At 41.8% G+C, this 19713-nt stretch carries 16 protein-coding genes and 1 pseudogene; 12 read left to right on the plus strand and 5 right to left on the minus strand.

Translation table 11 applies throughout. The features are described from left to right. Positions 1 to 37 precede the first annotated feature (37 nt). The 9 genes from ACSBL2_RS11745 (at position 38) to ACSBL2_RS11785 (ending at position 13896) form a co-directional block, all read left to right on the plus strand. Positions 38 to 1189, plus strand: a complete 1152-nt coding sequence (locus ACSBL2_RS11745; RefSeq protein ID WP_442591891.1) for a FecR family protein — start codon at positions 38 to 40, stop codon at positions 1187 to 1189. Positions 1190 to 1404: 215 nt separating this feature from the next. Next, entirely contained in the window at positions 1405 to 4731 is a 3327-nt protein-coding gene (locus ACSBL2_RS11750) for a SusC/RagA family TonB-linked outer membrane protein (RefSeq protein WP_442591892.1), read from the plus strand. Positions 4732 to 4742: 11 nt separating this feature from the next. Then, the gene (locus tag ACSBL2_RS11755; RefSeq protein WP_442591893.1) at positions 4743 to 6185 is read left to right on the plus strand and encodes a RagB/SusD family nutrient uptake outer membrane protein; all 1443 of its coding nucleotides are present in this window, start codon (positions 4743 to 4745) and stop codon (positions 6183 to 6185) included. Positions 6186 to 6219: 34 nt separating this feature from the next. Next, the gene (locus ACSBL2_RS11760; RefSeq protein ID WP_442591894.1) at positions 6220 to 6984 is read left to right on the plus strand and encodes a DUF4843 domain-containing protein; all 765 of its coding nucleotides are present in this window, start codon (positions 6220 to 6222) and stop codon (positions 6982 to 6984) included. A gap of 8 nt (positions 6985 to 6992) precedes the next feature. Then, positions 6993 to 8462, plus strand: a complete 1470-nt coding sequence (locus ACSBL2_RS11765) for a PKD-like family lipoprotein (protein ID WP_442591895.1) — start codon at positions 6993 to 6995, stop codon at positions 8460 to 8462. Between the two features lie 4 nt (positions 8463 to 8466). Then, positions 8467 to 9777 (plus strand): TlpA family protein disulfide reductase, encoded by a 1311-nt coding sequence (locus ACSBL2_RS11770; protein WP_442591896.1) that lies wholly within the window; start codon positions 8467 to 8469, stop codon positions 9775 to 9777. Continuing rightward, positions 9774 to 11033 carry a thioredoxin family protein gene (locus ACSBL2_RS11775; protein WP_442591897.1) on the plus strand — a complete coding sequence of 420 codons (1260 nt, stop codon included), beginning with the start codon at positions 9774 to 9776 and terminating at the stop codon, positions 11031 to 11033. Before ACSBL2_RS11770 ends, ACSBL2_RS11775 begins: the two co-directional genes overlap by 4 nt. Before the next feature lie 66 nt (positions 11034 to 11099). Beyond that, entirely contained in the window at positions 11100 to 12191 is a 1092-nt protein-coding gene (locus tag ACSBL2_RS11780) for a redoxin domain-containing protein (protein WP_442591898.1), read from the plus strand. 25 nt (positions 12192 to 12216) lie between these two features. Further along, on the plus strand, positions 12217 to 13896 hold the full coding sequence (locus ACSBL2_RS11785) for a trypsin-like peptidase domain-containing protein (protein WP_442591899.1): 1680 nt from the start codon (positions 12217 to 12219) through the stop codon (positions 13894 to 13896). Positions 13897 to 13997: 101 nt separating this feature from the next. Here the strand turns inward: ACSBL2_RS11785 and ACSBL2_RS11790 are convergent, their stop codons facing one another. After that, a complete protein-coding gene (locus ACSBL2_RS11790; RefSeq protein ID WP_442591900.1) occupies positions 13998 to 14657 on the minus strand; it encodes an HAD family hydrolase in 660 nt (219 codons plus the stop codon). Continuing rightward, the gene (locus ACSBL2_RS11795; RefSeq protein WP_442591901.1) at positions 14657 to 15253 is read right to left on the minus strand and encodes a sugar O-acetyltransferase; all 597 of its coding nucleotides are present in this window, start codon (positions 15251 to 15253) and stop codon (positions 14657 to 14659) included. The genes ACSBL2_RS11790 and ACSBL2_RS11795 overlap by 1 nt, the downstream gene beginning before the upstream one ends. Positions 15254 to 15386: 133 nt before the next feature. Between ACSBL2_RS11795 and ACSBL2_RS11800 the strand changes: the two genes are divergently transcribed. Then, entirely contained in the window at positions 15387 to 15593 is a 207-nt protein-coding gene (locus tag ACSBL2_RS11800; protein WP_442591902.1) for a hypothetical protein, read from the plus strand. Between the two features lie 124 nt (positions 15594 to 15717). On the opposite strand, the gene ACSBL2_RS11805 is transcribed toward ACSBL2_RS11800, so the two are convergent. Then, positions 15718 to 16773 carry an SDR family oxidoreductase gene (locus tag ACSBL2_RS11805; RefSeq protein ID WP_442591903.1) on the minus strand — a complete coding sequence of 352 codons (1056 nt, stop codon included), beginning with the start codon at positions 16771 to 16773 and terminating at the stop codon, positions 15718 to 15720. Positions 16774 to 16923: 150 nt separating this feature from the next. Here ACSBL2_RS11805 and ACSBL2_RS11810 point away from each other — a divergent pair. Then, a pseudogene (locus tag ACSBL2_RS11810) lies at positions 16924 to 17082 on the plus strand (AraC family transcriptional regulator); the annotation flags it as partial. Positions 17083 to 17151: 69 nt separating this feature from the next. Next, a complete protein-coding gene (locus tag ACSBL2_RS11815; protein ID WP_442592269.1) occupies positions 17152 to 17715 on the plus strand; it encodes a hypothetical protein in 564 nt (187 codons plus the stop codon). A gap of 278 nt (positions 17716 to 17993) precedes the next feature. Here the strand turns inward: ACSBL2_RS11815 and ACSBL2_RS11820 are convergent, their stop codons facing one another. Further along, entirely contained in the window at positions 17994 to 18557 is a 564-nt protein-coding gene (locus ACSBL2_RS11820) for a TlpA disulfide reductase family protein (protein ID WP_442591904.1), read from the minus strand. Beyond that, positions 18557 to 19705 (minus strand): redoxin domain-containing protein, encoded by a 1149-nt coding sequence (locus tag ACSBL2_RS11825; RefSeq protein ID WP_442591905.1) that lies wholly within the window; start codon positions 19703 to 19705, stop codon positions 18557 to 18559. Before ACSBL2_RS11825 ends, ACSBL2_RS11820 begins: the two co-directional genes overlap by 1 nt. Positions 19706 to 19713: the final 8 nt, after the last annotated feature.

Consider the following 19713-nt stretch of genomic DNA (forward strand, 5'->3'; position numbering starts at 1 on the left):
TTTCTATAGAAATTGACACAGAAAATCAATTCCAGCTATGTTCGAGAACCAATTCCATATATCACAACTTATTACCGGTTATCTTAGGGGGACACTGGACGCGAAGCAACAACATGAATTGACTGATTGGATCCACAGTTCTGACGAAAATCAATCTTTTTTTCTTGATTTTTTAACCGAAGAAAACCTAAGTACTGCGCTGAAAGAATACAATTCCCTAGATGAGGAGGTATTATGGGAAAATACAATCAGCAAAATTCATCACTATAAAACACCAACAAAATATAATTACTGGCTGGCAGCAGCTGCGATGGTTCTGGTTATTTTTAGTGTGGGCTTGGTTCATTATATGTCCACCCAACAGGTAAAGGTAAACACAATAGCGCATCATAATCACATTCAACCTGGTAAGCAAGCTGCCACCCTTGTACTCGCCAACGGGCAAAAAATACTCATCAATGATGTTTCGAGCGGAAACATTGCTACCCAGTCTGGAGTCAGAATTTCTAAAACTGCCAACGGACAGATACTGTACGAAGTGATGGACCGCAAGAATGACAAGCTTGAATACAATACTTTATATACTGCCAATGGACAGCAGACCCAGATCCGTCTGCCCGATGGATCCATTGTATTTTTGAATGCTGCTTCATCTTTGAAATATCCTACAAGTTTCAAAAACCTGAATAAAAGGGAAGTTCAGCTCAGTGGTGAAGGTTATTTCGAAATCTCAAAAGACAAATCCAAACCATTTACAGTAAGGAGTAAGGGGCAAAAGATTGAGGTACTGGGAACACATTTTAATATCAATGCTTACATCGAAGAAGCTGTAGTAAAAACAACTTTACTGGAAGGCGCTTTAAAAATAAACAACCGGGCTGTACTGAAGCCGGGGCAGCAGTCTGTGGTTCAGGATGATAAGATTGAGATCCGGGAAGCTGATCTTGAAGAAGCGGTTGCCTGGAAGAATGGTTATTTTATTTTCAATCCCGAAAATTTCGAGAATACGATGAATATGATCGCCCGTTGGTACGATGTGGAGATTGTGTACGACTACAAACCAGTCAATCTGCATCTTGCTGCGAGCATTTCCAGAAACCGTAATCTCGCAGATGTATTGAAAATAATCCAGAATACAGAAGATGTTAAATTTAAAATCGAAGGAAGGAGGATACGGGTGATCAAATAGCTACTATCTCAGATGACCCTCTTAAAAACCGGATTCCGATGGCCATCGGAATCCGGAAGAATAATTGGCGTCAGATAATTAACCATAACAGACAATATCAACTAACGTATGATCTCTTGACCGGAGCTACGTTTAAACCAATCAACTAAATGTATAAAATTTTTACCAACTATTTTGGTAGGCAAACCTGCTATGCCAAAAAAGTCCTTTTAATTATGAAGGTATTTGTTGTCATCATCCTTGCCACTATTCTGCAGGTCAAAGCCGGAACCACTTTTGCCCAGAAAATAAATCTGAATGAAAAAGATGCTTCTCTGGTCAGTCTCATTAAAAAAATCAGGCAGCAAAGTGGCTATGATTTTATTTACAATGTCGATCTGATCGGAAATGTCAGGGGGCTGGATGTCAAAATCAGCAATGGGACCATTGCCCAGACACTGGATCTCAGCTTGAAAAATACCAATCTGACCTACACGATAGCCGATGGGGTAATTTATATTAAACGTTCTGTTCCTGCTGTTAAAACACCTCCCGATGCCTTGGCCGATTCCCTGGTGAGCGGGCGTGTGATCAATGCAATGACCAGCACGCCGATAGCAGGAGTCAGTGTAGCTGTCAAGAACAGGAAACGTGGGGTAAAAACGAACGAGAAAGGCGAGTTCAGCATTCCTGTGGAACGCGGAGGTACCATCATGTTCAGCTTCGTCGGTTTTCAGTCAATTGAAGTACTGGTATCTGATTTCAAACGGCCACTCACAATCAGTATGGAAGAAACTGTAAATGAGATGAAGGACGTCATTGTCATGGGTATGTTTACCCGGAAAGCCAGTACATATACTGGATCAACTTCAAGTTTTAAGCAAGAGGAACTACTCAAAGCAGGAAACCAGAACCTGATTAAAAGTTTGGCAAACCTGGATCCTTCCTTCAACGTGCAGACGAATATGCAGTTTGGTTCAGATCCCAACCGCATACCGGATATTCAGATCCGGGGGCAGTCGGGATTGCCAGACCTGAATGGTGAATATAAATCCAATCCGAATTTGCCTCTATTTATCCTGGATGGGTTTGAAACCACTATTGATAAAATTATTGACCTGGATATGTACCGTGTGCGTAGTGTAACCATTTTGAAGGATGCAGCCTCTAAAGCGATTTATGGTTCCAGGGCAGCGAATGGGGTGGTGGTGATCGAGACATTACGACCTGTAGCCGGAAAACTCAGGATATCTTATAATGCAAATTTTAACCTGGAAACGCCAGACCTGAGCAGTTACAATATGGTGAATGCAAGGGAAAAACTGGAAGTGGAACGCGCCGCAGGATTATATGATTCGCCAAATCCACTGGTTCAAGCCGGTCTGATCAGCGCTTACAGCGAGAACCTGAAAGCTGTGGAAAGCGGAGTTAATACCGATTGGCTTGCCCAACCTGTGAGAAACGGGTTTGGACAAAGGCACTCTTTACGCTTAGATGGCGGTGAGGAATCATTCCGGTATGGAATTGATCTGATGCAAAATAATGTTGCCGGCGTGATGAAAGGATCTGGCAGGTCTACTTCCTCAGGGGCGATTACCATGATTTACCGCGTGGGCAAATTTGCATTTAATAATATTCTGACGGTCTCAGGAAATAAGGCAACTAATTCTCCTTATGGAAGCTTTGAACAGTATACGCGGATAAATCCGTATGTTACACCGTTTGACCAGTTTGGAAGAGTGAAGAAAATCGCCAATTACTACTCGGCTGAACCAGCTATAGGCGATGTGTTGCAATCTGGTCAGCTTCGCGCGATCAGAAGTGTTTTCAATCCTTTGTGGAATGGGGAAATCGGCACCTCGGATATATCCAGGTATACAGATATCACCAACAATTTTAATGCAGACTGGCGGATATTGGACGAGTTGAGATTGAATGCCCGGATCAGTTTTACCAGACAGATCACTGAATCTGATGTTTTCCTTCCGGCAGAACATACGAGTTTTGCGAATTATACTGACGTAACCAGAAAAGGTAGCTATGCGAAGGGAAATGGTAAAGTAGGTAATTTACTAGCTAATATTTCTGCCAGCTATACCAAACAGCTGGGTTTACACTACCTCACGCTGAATGCGGGTATGGATATGAACAGTTATAAAACTTCCAGCCTTTTGTATACAGTAGAGGGTTTTATGAATGAGCAGCTTAACTACCCCTCACTTGGACTTCAATTTGCTGAAGGCTCGAAACTTTCAGGAGCAGAGGATATTACCAGGGACATGGGTGGTTTTGGTTCATTTAACTACTCTTATGATGATCGTTTTCTGGCCGACTTCTCTTACCGGTTAACGGCTTCTTCACAGTTCGGTACCAATGAGCGTTTGGGAAGTTTCTGGTCTGCAGGCCTGGGGTGGAATTTACATAATGAATCTTTTATCAAGTCTTTAAATTATATTAATGAATTAAAAGTCAGGGCCTCTACTGGCTTTACGGGATCCCAAAATTTCAATTCCTTTCTAAGTCTGACTACATTCAATTACATCACCGACAACAATTACATTAACAGTAATGGTGCCTACGTGTTGGCATTGTCAAACCCGGATTTGAGGTGGCAGCGCCGATCTGATCAAAACGCAGGGCTTGATTTGAGACTTTTTGACAACAGGTTCAGTCTCGTATTTGACTATTACCTGAGCAATACCGACGGCTTATTGACAGACGTTAGTCTTCCCCCATCCTCAGGCTTTGATACCTATAAGGCCAATCTTGGAAAGGTCAGGAATACAGGATTTGATACCCGAGTCAATTACCGGGTATACAACAATACAAAAAACGGGAACTATGTTAATGTATATGCCACAATGGGCAGAAACAAATCCACATTAATCGAGATTTCCAGCTCTCTGAAAGCGCTGAATGACAAACAGGACGAAATGGAAATTAATTCTCCAGGCACCCGCTTCGTTGAAGGTTATTCCGTAAATACCATATGGGCGGTCAGGTCATTAGGTATAGACCCTTCCAACGGGAAAGAGTTGTACCTGACCAAAGATGGCGAACAAACTTATGTTTGGGATGCTGCCGACCAGATTGCAGCAGGCGATAACCTGCCTAAATTTATTGGAAATGTTGGCTTTGACCTAAGAAAGGGTGGATGGCAGTTCAATGCTTCTTTTGCTTATCGGCTAGGTGGTCAGATGTACAATCAGACTTTGGTAGATAAGGTTGAAAATGCCAATCCAGCGTTCAATGTAGACAGGCGTGTACTAACCGGACGTTGGAGACAGCCGGGGGACCTGAGCTTTTTTAAAGACATTGCAAATACGGAACTTACGCGGCCCAGTACGCGTTTTGTGGAAAATCTGAACGAAATCAGATTGGCAGCAGTTGGTTTTTCCTATGAACTGGATCGCATCACTGCCGTTAAATCGATTGGCATTGAACGGCTAAGAGTTGGTGTCAATAGTAATGAAGTTTTTGTGGCTTCATCCATGAGGACCGAGCGGGGAACTATTTATCCATTTGCGCGGACAATTTCATTAACCTTACAGGCCAGTTTTTAATAACGTACATCATGAAACACACTAAAATATATCAATTTATCTTGCTGTCTTCCTTCCTGTTTTTTTGCCTGTCATGCAAAAAATGGACAGATGTAAATCCAAGTACCCGTATTAAAGAAGAAGAATTCTTCTCCAAAGAATCGGGATTTAAGGATTTGCTGGCGGGTATATACATTAAAATGGGGGATCCTTCCACGTATGGAAGGGAAACGACTTTCGGCTTTATTGATGTCATTGGACAGCAATACGATCTTTCTACCAACCCCGCCTTGGATCAGACCTATCCGAAAGCAGAAAAGGCAGGTTACACTGATGTGGACGTACAGCGGCTGATTAATGCGATCTGGAGCAATAACTACAATTGCATTGCAAACACCAACTTGCTGTTACAGGGCTTGAATTCCGCAGACCAAAGTATCTTCCAGGCGGGTAACTTTAATATCATCAAAGGGGAAGCTTTAGGTTTGAGGGCCTTTTTACATTTTGATCTGCTCCGCCTGTTCGGAACGACTTATCCGGCAGGGGGCGCAAATTTAAGCGCCATACCTTATGTGACGAAATATGGCAATGACATTCCGAAAAGGATAACAGCGGCAGAGGTCATCGCTTTAATTCTGGCCGACCTTGATGAAGCAGAATCATTGTTAAAGGAAGACCCCATTGCAACTGGCAGGACTGTGAGTGGGAATGAGGACAATGGTTATTTACTGAACAGGAAACTAAAATTCAACTATTATGCTGTATTGGCACTGAAAGCAAGAGTTTATCTTTGGGCCGGCCAGTCGGCAAAAGCGCTGGAAGCAGCGAAAAAGGTAATTGAAAAAGCTGAAGTTACCTTTCCCTGGGTGCTGAATACTGCGCTGACAGGTTCCGATACGAATAAAGACCGCACATTCACTACTGAATATATCTTCGGCCTTTATCAGAACCAGATGCTGGCCAATACAACAGGGTTTATTACAGACAATTCACAACGTGGCCTCACCATCACAGCGGGTACGTTGAATAGTATATATCCCAGGGTTGATGACATCAGAAGATCCTATCTGATCAGGTCCAATTCTTTTGGAATTTATTCTGATAAACTTTTTCAGCCAAGTACCAACCCTGATCCGAACCTGACCAAACGTATGCCCATCATCAGGATTCCGGAGATGTATTACATTGCGGCAGAGGCTGTATTAGAAATAGATAAAGCCCAGGCATTGACCTATCTCAACAAGGTGCGTAATATAAGGGGAGAAAACGGTATAATTCAGCCTACTGCCAACACCACAGAAATCATGTCAGAAATCAGTAAGGAATACCGCAAGGAGTTTTTCTCTGAAGGTCAGTTTTTTTATTACAACAAGCGCCTAAATAATACTGCAGTACCTGGGTTTGAGGGAGTTTACGACACGCGTAACTATGTGTTGCCTCTGCCACCAAATGAGATTCAATTTGGTAGTAAATAAGCGGTTATAATAGTCAATATTTAAATAAAAGAATATGAAATATTTAATGCAAATTTTAACGGTGGCATTATTGAGCTGCCTTGTATGCATTTCCTGTAAAAAAACAGATCAGTCGCCTTACTTTGAAGGCAGATCTGCGATAGCGATATCCGGTGATTTAAAACAGGGGGTGCTGAGTGATTCTTTGGCATTCTCCTTCGGTACCATCAATTCCGCAATTGAAGATACGTTAATCCGGATCGTGGTGAGAGCCGTCGGAGAGACTTCAAATCAGGAAAGGGCTTTCAAACTTGGTATAAATCAACAGTTATCCAATGCTTTGCCTGCTGAATATGAACTCCCTACAAGCTTCGTTATTCCTGCCAACAGCACTGGAACTACACTTCGGCTGAAGATTAAAAAAACGGAACGGCTGAAAGATGCCGTTGCCAGGTTGGTATTGGAGGTAGAAGCAAACGATCAGTTTATTCCGGCACCGAGACTGGAACTGAAGGATATGCCGGTTTCCGGACCAAGATTTACGCTGAGCTGGACTTCTTTACTGACCAAACCGGCGGCATGGGATAGTTTTCCTCCTGGTGCAGGATTCATTTTTGTGTTCGGAGAGTACAGCAGGACGAAACACCAGCTGATTATTGATGCCACCGGAATTGCCACTTACGATGACGTGACCTTCTTCTCCAGTGAATGGACTTACATCTATCACAAAGCCAGTGCCTGGTTGAACGCGTACAATGCTGCACATCCGGGAGCCCCATTAAGAGATGAGAATGGGTTAGTTGAGTTTACAGATTTTTAATAAGTAAGATGATGAGAAAAAGATTATTAAATATCCTACTGATCATGGCAGTGGTATCCATGGTGTTTTCTGCCTGTAAAAAAGACAGAGGAAATTACGACTATACCGAATTGCCGGAATTTAAAATTGACACAGTAGGAAGTGGAATTACAAAAGAAGTAACCCAGTTCGAAGCTTTGGCGATTCAACCAAAGATAAACTTTGCAGGGGATGAGGCTAATTTATCTTACTTGTGGAGAATTTTCCGGACTGAAGGAAATACAACAGTTGATACCTTATCGACTGAAAAGAACCTGGACAAAGTGATTCAAAACCTACCAGGAGCATATTTTGTGGAACTGCAGGTACGGCAGGCACCCAGTGGAATTACCGAGGTTGTTACTTATCGTGTAAATGTCACGGAAAAAGATGCCCTTCCCCGCGGATTAATGGTTTTTGAAGAACATGCAGATCGAACAGACCTGAGTCTGGTAACTTCAGCAACTTTCCTTACTGGAGCTGCCGTTCAGGAAAGCATTCTTAGAGACATCTTCTCTGCCAGCAACAGTGATCCGTTGACAGGAAAACCTGTCCAGGTTCAGATGAACGGCAGTCTGGTTTATTTGCTCAGTACAAATGACATGAAAGAAGTAGATGCCAGCAGATTTCAGCTCACACGAAGTTTCAATGGCTTTTTCTTCGACCTGCCTTCATTTGAGAAACTGCCTGAAACTATTGCACAGAACGGGAAGGCTTTCATAAATAACAAGGATGTATTTACCGGCAATGGCACCTCTTTTACGGCCCCGATTTTCGCGGCTGATGGTAAACCTTATGAAGCGGCTCCTTATATCATGCCTACGCGCTATAGCTTTATGTTTTATGACCAGCTGAATACCCGCTACTTGCTCGCTCCTGAACTGTCAAACAAGGCAACAGTTTATACAAACATGGGTAACAAAGGGTTATTTAATCCAGCCGCGACAGGTAAGAAGATGGTCTTACAGGGAATGGGATTTCCGATCAATACTGTTGGGACGGCCTACAAATCATCATGGGGAATTTTTAAAAATCCTATAGCGGATAACATCCGGGAACTGATGATCATTAATGAGCCAAATGGCCCGCAGGCGAGAATAGACATTTCATCCGCACCTGACATTTTAAACGCTACAACCTTTGCAGCCGGGGAACTCAATGCCTTTTGTCTATACGGGGCAAACCATAAACTCTATAGAATTCAGGCAGACCTTGTTTCCGGAAATACCTCAACAAACTCTGAAGCCGGTTTCGTTGCCCCTTCAGATGAAGTTATCACTGCAATTGATATTTTAAGAACGACCAATAAAATGATATTCGTTGCCACTTGGAGCCAGACGAAAGGTACCGGGAAACTTTATTTATTGAATTTGAACGAGGTCAACGGAAGTGTGTCATCCATTGTGAAAGAGTGGGATGGTTTTGGGAAAATTGTAAGCATGAACCTGAAGAACATTTAAGTATATGAAATTAAAACAAGTGATTACTTCGGTTTTGTTTTTTATAAACTTTACCACCAGCGCGCAGTCTGTAAATGAAACGCCAGAACTAGGCATTGGAAGTCAGGTTTCGGAATATCCGAACGTGACCTGGCTGAAGGGCGAGGCGGTCAGCCATTTTGATAAGAATAAAACTTACATCATAGAATGCTGGGCCACCTGGTGCGGACCATGTATGGGAGCCATTCCGCACCTCAATGAATTGCACAGGAAATATAAGGATCAGATTACCATAATCGGACAGGGGGTGATGGAGAATGACCTGACCAAGGTTCGCAAGTTTGTAAGGGCAAAAGGGGATGAAATGTCTTATGCTGTTGCTTTTGCAGGCGGATCAAATAGCGATTTTGCAAAAAAATGGCTGGTGCCTGCCGGGGTAAAAGGGATTCCTCAAACTTTTGTGATCCAGAATAATCAGATTGTGTGGACGCCTTCTCCTGTCGAACTGACGGAGGAGGCCATTGAACTGTTGATCGGTAGAAAGTTCTCGTTGGAGAACCTCAAAGCTGCACAGAAGACAAGCGAAATCAACATCGCAAAAGATCTTTTGCTTTCAGGTAAGTTCGAAGAATCTCTATCCATTCTCCATCAACTGATTCTGAAAAATCCGGACAACGGTGGAGCCTTGCTGATGAAATATAATGTATTGGAGAAAATGGGCAGGGCCGAAGAAGCTGCCGCATTTTTGGAGGCCAGACATCAGGAAAAACTTCATCCGGAAATATTTCTGTCCTATTACAGGAGTTTAAATAAAAGAAACGAGCAGGATAAGCTGCTGCAGGTTTTAGAAGCCGATATTGACAGATGCCTGGCCGATGACAATACGCTGATAGCTGATGTGATAATGGAGGCCTATAAAACCTATTATGACAGAAAGGACTATCCAGGTCTGAGGGCTTTTATCCAACGGATAATTGCAAAGAGTACGACTTCGCGTCCGCTATTTTCCGTCGCAGCTATTAGTCAATATTATCCTATTGCATCTCCTGTTGAGGCTAAGCCTGTGAATGCAGCCGTATTTACTGCCACGATGAAATTGTTGGAAATGAGTCAAATGGAATTTCATTATCTGATCGGGAGCATTAAAATGTTCTGGAACCAGAACGAAAGGAAATATGCTGTTAAACTGGTTCAAAGTGCTATATCTGCTGCTAAAAGAGATAAACAGCCACAGAATAGCCTCGAGGCGCTTATGAAAATTGCTGACAGTTTAAGAGAAGGAACATTACCATCAGATAAACAATTTCAGCAGCTTGAGGAGGATGCGAAAAAATGAAGTATAAACTCTTGATTTTATTGTGGCTGCCCTTGGGTGCCTTTGGGCAGCAGGGTATTCATTTTCTGGAGGACACTGCCTGGGAGAAAGTGGTTGCGATAGCTAAGCAGCAAAATAAAATGATCTTTGTAGACTGTTATGCCAGTTGGTGTATACCCTGTAAAGTTATTGATCAGGCGGTATTTCAAACCGCAATTGCCGGGGATTATTTTAACCAGAATTTCATCAGCTATAAGGTTCAGATGGATACCGCAAAAACTGATGGTCCTGAAAGAATAAAGTATTATCCGGATGCCAGCAAGCTGAAAGTAATTGCAGAGGTAGTCAACTTCCCGACATACGCTTTTTTTAATCCGGATGCTGAACTCCTGCACCGTTTTGTAGGTGGTACACAAGATCCGGAGCGATTTATTGCGATGGCAGCTGAAGCGCTGGATCCTGAACGACAATTTTATACCTTGAAACATCAACTTGAGAATACAAGTGATCCTGACAGGGAATTGTTGAAACATGCTGCAATTGCCTATCAAAGAAATGCCGATTCTAAAAATGGCTATGAGGAGAAATCCAGATCTTTGGCCAGCGACTACATTAAAAAGAGCGGTACTGCCGAATTGCTGACGAAAGAAAACATTGATCTGATAATGAGATATACTTCCAGCACAGCACACAGCGGTTTTACTTTTGTTCTGGATCATGTGGAAGAAATTGACGCCATTGCTGGTAATGACATAGCTATGGGGCTGATTGAGCGTTGTGTTTTTAAATCGGTCATTGACCCTGCTTTATCAAATGATGAGGCCCTGGACTGGCGCAGGCTGAAAGAAAATTTAACAGGTTTATACCCTGCGTACGCAACGGCATTGCTTGGTAAAGCTAAAATCTCTTATTATTCCAAAAAAGATAACTGGCCTGCTTACATCCTGGCGGTAAATCAGATGATCAATTCGGGATCAGAGTGGGATACTGAAAACAACCTGGCTAATTATGCCTTTGAAGTATATACCCATACCGGCAATAAAAATTGTCTTCGGGAAGCCTTAAAATGGTCTGATCGTTCACTGAAGAAAGATCCGGTGAGTGAGGAAAGACTCATCATTAATGCCAGTATATTATATGCACTGGGGGCTCAGAAGAAGGCTGTGGAGGTATTACACCGAGCGGAAGAAATGGCTTCGGATCCCGAAATTAAGGCATATATCGTTGCCACTTTGAAAAAAGTACGTTCAAATTTACCCTTACTGGAAAGGAATTAACAAATATTAAACGGGTTTTATGCAGTAGGATGCTCCTGGTGCATAAGCCTCATTATGTGAAAAAATATGAAGATCATCAGCATCATGCTGTTCCTTGCTGTGTTATCAGCAGAGGGATTCAGCCAAAAAAACAACCATAAATATGAAGTAACCGGAACACTTCCCGGTTATCAAAAAAGCTTCATCTATCTGCGCAAAGGTCCTGTAATCGTTGATTCTGTTAAAGTGGATGATGGAACATTTACTTTCACCGGTACAGTCTCCGAGCCCATGCAGGCCAACCTGTTTGATAAGGCAGGGGAGATCAATGCATTTCTCCTTGAAAATGAAAATTACAGGCTAATTGGAGAGAATTCAAAAATCACCCAGGCAAAGTTGAGCGGTGGAGGACCCAATGAACTGGATAGGAGAAAGGTGGAAGCCCTTAAAGAACCTGTTTATCAACAAAAAGATAACTTAGGTGCAGCGTATGAAGGTTTTTATAATCGTAAAGACACTGCGGGTATGGCTTCGGTAATTAAGCAATCAAAACTGCTGAGCAGTAAGGTGGATGAAATCAGCATGACTTATATCAAAGCCAACCCACGGAGCTTTTTAAGTTTCTTTCTCATCTGGGAGCTTTACCAGTCAAGCGGTGTTGAACTGGCACAGCGTCTTTATGATCAACTGGATGTCTCTGTAAGAAATTCTGCAGTGGGGCTACGCGGTAAAAAAGCATTTGATGCTGAAAAGCCACATGCTGTTGGTCAAATGGCTATGGATTTTACCCAGAATGATACCGGTGGCAAGCCTTTAAAGCTGTCAGATTTTAGGGGGAAATATCTGTTGCTGGACTTTTGGGCAAGCTGGTGTGGACCCTGCAGGGCTGAAAATCCGAATTTGCTCCATGCCTATCAATTATATCATGCCCGGGGATTTGACATCCTTGGGGTTTCGCTTGACAACAATCAGGCTTCCTGGAAAAAGGCAATAGCAGAGGATAAGTTGCCATGGAGGCAGGTGACCGATCTCAAAGGGATGAATAATGAGGTAGCAATAGCTTATGGCGTTTCTGCCATACCCCGAAATTTTTTAATTGATCCAAGCGGTAAGATCATTGCAATTGACCTGATGCGCGCTGAACTCAGTGAGAAGTTGTCAGAAATATTTTCTAAATAATAGCTATTCATCATACCAAACTGAAATGAAAACTAATTGTATTAAATTCTTTGTGTGTCTTTTGCTATTGTTACCTGGTGGTATAAAGGGACAGGGTATCAACACGTCAAAATTGCAGTTGAAGGTGCAAAATTGTATAAAGCTGGTCAGGGAGAGCAGTGTTTGTTTATATGAGTTTGATACGCTTGCAAACAGGATCATCGGACCGCAATTTAGCGGTGTTGTGGTCAGCGGTGACGGCATGATCTTGACGGCAGCACATGCCTGTGAGCCCTTGAAAGTCTATCTGGTCACTTTTCCTGGCGGTTTACAACAGATCGCTAAGGGGTTGGGGAGTATCCAGCCCATCGATGCTGCAGCACTTAAAATTATCAAACCGGGGGTATACCCTTTTGCCAGAATAGGAAGATCTTCGTCACTGCGGGTAAATCAGCCATGTTTCAGCATTGCCTATCCTGGAAGTTTTCCAGAAAAGATGGCTGTAGTTCGATTTGGATATGTTGCCGATGTATTGGATGCAGAAAGAGAGATGGTCAGAACGACCTGTCTGATGGAACCAGGTGATTCCGGAGGTCCCGTGTTTGATATGGATGGCACAGTGATCGGAATTCGCAGTAGTATTGACCAGAGTCTGGAAAATAATTATGAAGTTCCCATTGATATGTTTAGAAAATACTGGTCGGCGCTAAATAAGCCTCTGGATTATGTTAAGCTGCCAAAGCAAGATTCCATACCCTTTGAGCCAGCAATGACAAATGTGCCATTGGTAAATTCAATGATGGTGACATCTGAGGCCGCTAGGCTTAAACACAAACTGGATGATTATGCCGTTCTGCTCACCAATGATGCTGATGGGTCAAATGCGCTGGGTACACTGGTTGAGTTTAATACCCCTGATTCGCCCCGGCCAGAAAGAATACATGTTATCAGTAAGAGTTCTTTGGTTCAAAACCAAATATCGGCTATTGATCATACCGGACAAAAACTGTCCCTAAGGGTAATATTCAGGGATGAGCGCCAGGACCTGGTTTTACTGGAAATGTCAGGGAACTTCGGTCGTGGGCTAAGGAAAGTGCATTTTTCAAAATCGACGTTTGCCAATGTTCAAATCGGTAAATTTCTACTGTCACCTTATCCGGCAAAGGCGGGTGAAATCAGTGTCGTTGGTACTTTGGAAACCAATCTCAAAGCAACCTTTAATATTGGGTATTTGGGTGCTGGTGCAGACTTGCGGCAGGGGCGTAACCGGATCTCTTTTGTACAGGATAAATCACCAGCGCAGATTGCAGGTCTTCTTGAAGGTGATGAAATATTAAGTGTAAATGGTGTGACGGTTTCGACCCCGGATATGTTTGTGGATGAAGTGCAGAGAAATAAGGCTCAGGATATGATTTCTTTAGTATTAAATCGTAATGGAGATCGGATGATTTTAAATATCAAACTTGGGGTTCGGCCATTGGTCACGAGTACTCATGTTGCTGAACGCTTTGAGGGTGGTAGAAGTCAACGTCGGGATGGATTTGAACATGTATTTGTTCATGATGCCAAATTGCGGCCATCTGCATGTGGGGGACCTTTGTTTGATTTTGAGGGGAATTTTATGGGAATTAATATGGCGAGATATAGCAGAACCAGCAGTATTGCCCTATCTGCTCTTGGAGTTCAGACTTTCATAGAGAAGGCCATTTTGCAACTTGTTAATTAAGTTTGTCTATTGACGATGTAATAGCAGGATTAGAACTGTCGAATGTATATGAACGTATTACCCTGTCATTAAATTAAAAAAATAGATGCAAATGTACTTATTTAATCCATAGATATAGTTGACCCTGTACGTAACCAGGTTTTGAAATCTTCAATGTTTAGAAACAACGCGTCGGGGCGCATAGCTTGTAATATTTCCGGTTCTGCACTGTCTGCCCAGGCCGCGGCCACAACTGGGATACCCACCTGCCGGCAGGCGGTGATGTCACTTGGGGCATCACCAATATAAACAACTTCGCTTTTATGTATATCACTCCATTGATGAAGAACAGACTCAATCCCCTGGACTTTCCTGGGACCTGATGTAGAGCCTGTTTCAATGATGGAAAAATATTTGGTGAGTGAGAAATGCCTGAGAGAGATTTCCGTACTATGTTTCCCTTTTCCGGTAACCATAGCAATTGGAATACCTTTATTTGTCAATTCATCTAATATATTCCGGATGCCATCAAATGGCGCGGGACAGTTTTTATGGAGATCTTCATAGTTTCGCAGATAAGATGCGATTCCTTCATCATAAAAATCCGGTGCTAAGGCCATTATGGTACCTTCTTCAGAGGGGCCGAAAGTAGTTATGATTTCCGTGTCAGACAGTGACCGCTGAATCAATGGTTCTATAGATGCCCTGAATGCGGAAATACAGAGGGGAAGCGTATCGGCAATTGTACCGTCAAGATCAAATATTAAGGCTTTAACTGTCATTATTTATTAATTGAACGTACAACACGGCAGGGATTACCAAACGCAAGACTATTTTCAGGGATCGATTTTGTGACCACACTTCCGGCACCAATTACAGTATTTTTACCGATGGTTACTCCGGGTAATATGATGACGCCTCCGCCTATCCACACATTGTCTTCTATTTTAACAGGGAGCGCAAAAGTACGGAAAAAGGGTAGGTCTGATACCTCAGTCCATTCTTTCTCTACTAATCTATCTTTCATTTCTACAGGGTGCGTAGCGGTATAGATTTGTACGTTGGAAGCGATCAGTACATTGTTGCCGATCTCAATTTTATTGCAATCAACGAATGTACAGTTGATATTGATGATGACATTACTCCCTATGGAAATGTGTTTTCCGTAGTCGCAGTAAAATGGTGTGTCAATATTTACATTACTTCCAATCTGGCCAAAAAGTGTCGATAATAATTCACGGCGCTTTGCATCCTCACTGCTGTTGGTATTATTATATTCTTTGGTAACAGTTCTTGCCCGGTGAATTATGGTCTGGATTTCCGGATCTGAGGTATTGAACTGCTCCCCAGCAAGACATTTTTCTAGTTCTGATTTCATACTGTGTTTTGATCAATCAAATTTAGTAATAAGCTACGGAAGATCTTTTAATCTATCTTAAAATAGAACATCAGCCCTTAGGTTACTGGGATATTGTTGTGTGATTCCAAGAAAGGCATTCAAACTAAACGGATTGTCATTTGTATTCGATGTTCCAAAGGGCTGTCTGGCAGTACTTTCTGTTACAATGGAATATTACCACAGGAAACATCCTATTGGCAATACCAGTTTGAATATTGGTGGGATTTGTTATGCTGAGCTGGTAGCAGAAGAACATGAGGAAGGCAGTAAATTTCTATGGGCAGCACATGAATTGTATTTTGAGGTGGCCGGGGGATAATAGCAGGTTAGCCATTTCATTTCAGCGGGTGGATCGTACAAATGACCACCCGCTGCCTGATAAATATTAAAATTCTTATTTTTCAGCGGTACGAATCTTTACATACTTGCCAAAAACATCAATCTTAAGGGATCACTTGATTCATTTTAAGTTCATCAAAAAGATTAAAGAACATTTGCTCAGAATCAATATAATCATGGAAGCCCATCCGTCTGGATTTGGTACTGTCAGAAAAGAAATCATAATCCCAGGAGAAAACAAAATCACCAAAAGCCCAGGCAGACACTTCCGTATAATCGTGCTTTCTCAAGTTGTATTTGTCTTGTATTTGCTCCCATATCACTGCTTTGTCGGACATAATGGATGCTAAAGGTAAATGCAATGGAGGGGCCATATCCATCTCAAAATAAGCAGCAATCTTAGGCCAAAGCTCATTCCAGCGAATTAAATCTCCATTAGTAATATTAAAGGCCTGATTTTTACAGCCAGGGTTTGTAGAAGCCCAAACGGTTGCTTTGGCTAATAGTCCAGCATCAGTTAAATCCATTAATTTATCATAGGCTCCTGCTTTGCCGGGAAAGCGTAGAGGTAAACCCAGCTCCTTAGAAATTGTTGCATACACAGCTATCACTAAAGCAAGATTCATAGGATTTCCTAAGGCTGTACTACCCACAACCGAAGGCCGAAGTGCCGACCAACTCCAATCTTTACCTAATTGTTGCTTTTCTAAATATTGTTGTTGGTCTACATTGAATTCCGGAGGCATATGTCCACCATCGTTTTCTTTTGCCGGGGTTTTAAATGGGCCATAATGTGCGCCATAAACTTTGTATCCCTGCATTAAGCTAATATGCTGTAATTTTGGAGCTACACGCTCAACTACACTAACCACATTGACAAGCATTTTTAGATTTGGTGCAACCAATTCTTTCCAGGAAGGTTTGTCCTGATACGCGGCATAAAAAATATGTGTTACGTTTGTTAGGGATTTCAGCTGCTCATTGCTATTCTCCGTATCGAGTAAATCGACTGATAGGTATTGCGTTTTGCCTGTATTTTTCCCGCCTCTTCTTGACAAGCCAATAATCTCCCAATTATCCAGTGTTTCGAGATACTGAATGAGGTTGCTTCCAATCACTCCGTTTGCACCAACTACCAGTGCTGTATTTTTTTCTGTCATATTTTATTTAGTTTGTATTCACCACCATCATATTGTGGTGAGTTATCCGGTTCAGCTGTTAGATCATGATCTAACGTATTCGGATCACAAAGATGCAGGCGATTTAGAGCTTGGTTTTTGTATAAAACTATGATAAGTTTGTACTTATCTATGATTAAGCGGTACAAGCAATTTCAACCCATCCTAATTTCAGATTTTGAGGCTGTAACCTGGGAACACCCCATCCACAATCATAATCACTATGAAATTATTTATATCCGTAATGGATATGGAAAACATATCATCAAGTCTATTTCGGTTGATTATCGGGCGGGGGATGTTTTCTTATTAGGACCAGAGGAATACCATCATTTTGAAATCGAGGAAAAAACATACTTCATGTATTTAAAATTTACTGATGTTTATATCCATCAGGCGAATGGTGGCTTCGATGCCATTAAAAGTCTCGAGTACCTTATCAAGAGCCGGGAAACTCATCATTCGGGCTTTGCTCTTTCAGCTGCAGATCGAATAACTGTTAATTCATTATTTGAGGTGATCAGTTCGCTCAGAGAAGATTTGATGAAAAATGAACATATTATTTGGATGCAGATTCTTGTACTTTCCGAAATTTTGCAGCGGAATATGCCTGAGATGAAAATCACGCAAAACCGAGGACGTGATATGCAGGCAATCTTTTGTTATATTCATAAATTCATCTACAGTCCTGGAAAATTGAAGGCCGAGGTCATGGCGAGCCATTTTAACCTGAGATATGAATATTTGGGACCTTACTTCAAAAGAAATGCTGGCATTACCCTCAGGGATTATATTGGTACGTATCGTCATAAATTGTTAAGTCAGCGATTCGAAAGTGGCCAGTTTACCCTTAAACAACTGGCTATGGAGTTCGGCTTAACTGACGAGAGTCATGTAAGCAAATTGCTCAATCGCAGGTATTGAGCTAATACATAAAAGAATAGATTATCATCTTTCTGCAGAAATTCAACATAGGTTTGAGCATATTAAAATTTATGATAGATAAAGGTATAGGTGGATTGAGTAAGACCATAATGGGGTAGAAGACGACAGAGAGATTCTGGGTTTCATAACGCTACCCCGGTCATGATCACACTTTGATGAAAGTGAACGGTACGGTCTTTCGAGCCATGATTTTGCAGTTAAGCTTAATGTAGACGGCAGGAAATGCCTAACTGCCGTCTATATATTATATCATCACACTATTCTGTTTTCATATTCAATGACTTCGCTGCATCAATACTGAATTGATGATCCACCAGTAACTGCAATACCTTTTCATTTAGTGCATACGGTGTTGTTTGCCACATTAATCTGTTGCCCTGGATGATAAAGGTTTGTGGGATTCCATTAACTCCTGCCCCTTTAACCCAGCCTTGCTCAAAATCATTACCTTGCATACCTGCAAAACCAACATTTAAATCAGCAAGTTCAGCTTTTGATTTGACAAAATTAACCACTTTTTGCCGATCGTAATCCATTACGTTTTGCGCTATAAAGATAATACCCTTATCTTTAAACTTTTTATTTAGTTCTGCAATATGTGGCATTGCTGCTATACATGGAACACACCAGGTAGCCCAGAGCTCAACGATATACGTTTTGCCAGGGTCAAAATCACTGACAGGATTTCCCTTCAACCATTCTACAGAGGGATACTTATTCAATTCTTCACCCGTATCAGGGAAATCGGGAATTTTAATAGTCTGTGCGGATAACTCTGCTATAGATAAACTAAGCAGTAGGATTAATAATATATTTTTCATTATTTTACCAGTTTTTCAAGTTTTAAACCAAGTTCATTGTCATTTAAATTGATTCGGTCTGTCAGAAATTTACCATCGGGTCCAATGAAATAGGCTGAAGGTAAATGGGCGTAAGAATAGATGCCGTAAGCAGTGGCTGTTGGCCCCATCACTGTTGGTGAAATTTTCTCCTTTGCAGCATTTAGATGAATCCATCCAGGAAACTCTGACATTGCCATGCCACGCCAGGCTTCCTGGTCATCGTAACTGATACCTAACATAACAGTGTTTTTATCTTTTAGCCTTTTTTGAGTGCGACGCGCATACAAACTGAAGGTTTCAAAAGGAATAAATTGGCGGAACCAAAATATAAGCAAAACATTCTTGCCCTTAAAGTCGCTCAATGAAACATTTTTGTCCGATAAATCTTTTAGTGTAAATGGAGGAGCCGTCTTGTTGGTTACCAATTGATGAGCTCTAGCAATTTTCTCTGCCATTAAAGAACCCTCTTGAGTAGAACGGATGCCTTTGCTAAATCTATCAAATTCATTACTCCATTCTGGTTTCACTGTGCTCTTAATATGTTTGCTTCTCCAGATATCAAAAGCCACATAACTATCCGGATGCTCATGAATAAAGGCACTATCAATTTTTTGAGCCTGTTTGAGTAACTCACCAATTTGCGCCTGTATTGGTTTCATAGCTTCTACATTTTTATCTTTGTACAAAGGACGCATCTCCTCGCTTAGTATTGCTAATTTAGCGTTTAGCGGTTTATAGGAGGCATCGCGAACCAGATAATCTGCCTGGGTTTTGCCGCCTTTGATGGATGACTCTTTTAATTCCGAATTGCTGTTTACCTTCATTGGTCCGTCAATGAAAAATTTAGCCTGATCTGCTGGCTTCACTTTATCAGGGGTAACATAATTGTGATTTGGATTCAGATCCAATGTGGCATATATGGGATCAATGTAGGTACCCCTAAACTTAAATTTACCATTGTGCACTTGTGCAGAATCACGCATGTAAACTCCGTTTTTGTAGTAATCAAGTATGATGAATCCCTGTTTGTCAGATCCAAGTTGCCCATCAATAGTATAGGTATGTTGTGCTTTTCCTTCGCTAATGATGGCGAATAGGATTAAGCTTAGGATTATTATTTTTTTCATGTTTTTCG

Source organism: Pedobacter sp. AW31-3R (assembly GCF_052180285.1).
Classification (GTDB): domain Bacteria; phylum Bacteroidota; class Bacteroidia; order Sphingobacteriales; family Sphingobacteriaceae; genus Pedobacter.

Coding starts and splice junctions, on each gene's coding strand:
- ACSBL2_RS11775 (WP_442591897.1), top strand. CDS start 9,774: ATGAAGTATAAACTCTTGATTTTATTGTGGCTGCCCTTGGGTGCCTTT.
- ACSBL2_RS11780 (WP_442591898.1), top strand. CDS start 11,100: ATGAAGATCATCAGCATCATGCTGTTCCTTGCTGTGTTATCAGCAGAG.
- ACSBL2_RS11795 (WP_442591901.1), bottom strand. CDS start 15,253: ATGAAATCAGAACTAGAAAAATGTCTTGCTGGGGAGCAGTTCAATACC.
- ACSBL2_RS11805 (WP_442591903.1), bottom strand. CDS start 16,773: ATGACAGAAAAAAATACAGCACTGGTAGTTGGTGCAAACGGAGTGATT.
- ACSBL2_RS11760 (WP_442591894.1), top strand. CDS start 6,220: ATGAAATATTTAATGCAAATTTTAACGGTGGCATTATTGAGCTGCCTT.
- ACSBL2_RS11765 (WP_442591895.1), top strand. CDS start 6,993: ATGATGAGAAAAAGATTATTAAATATCCTACTGATCATGGCAGTGGTA.
- ACSBL2_RS11825 (WP_442591905.1), bottom strand. CDS start 19,705: ATGAAAAAAATAATAATCCTAAGCTTAATCCTATTCGCCATCATTAGC.
- ACSBL2_RS11815 (WP_442592269.1), top strand. CDS start 17,152: ATGTATTTAAAATTTACTGATGTTTATATCCATCAGGCGAATGGTGGC.
- ACSBL2_RS11745 (WP_442591891.1), top strand. CDS start 38: ATGTTCGAGAACCAATTCCATATATCACAACTTATTACCGGTTATCTT.
- ACSBL2_RS11790 (WP_442591900.1), bottom strand. CDS start 14,657: ATGACAGTTAAAGCCTTAATATTTGATCTTGACGGTACAATTGCCGAT.
- ACSBL2_RS11820 (WP_442591904.1), bottom strand. CDS start 18,557: ATGAAAAATATATTATTAATCCTACTGCTTAGTTTATCTATAGCAGAG.
- ACSBL2_RS11755 (WP_442591893.1), top strand. CDS start 4,743: ATGAAACACACTAAAATATATCAATTTATCTTGCTGTCTTCCTTCCTG.
- ACSBL2_RS11770 (WP_442591896.1), top strand. CDS start 8,467: ATGAAATTAAAACAAGTGATTACTTCGGTTTTGTTTTTTATAAACTTT.
- ACSBL2_RS11750 (WP_442591892.1), top strand. CDS start 1,405: ATGAAGGTATTTGTTGTCATCATCCTTGCCACTATTCTGCAGGTCAAA.
- ACSBL2_RS11785 (WP_442591899.1), top strand. CDS start 12,217: ATGAAAACTAATTGTATTAAATTCTTTGTGTGTCTTTTGCTATTGTTA.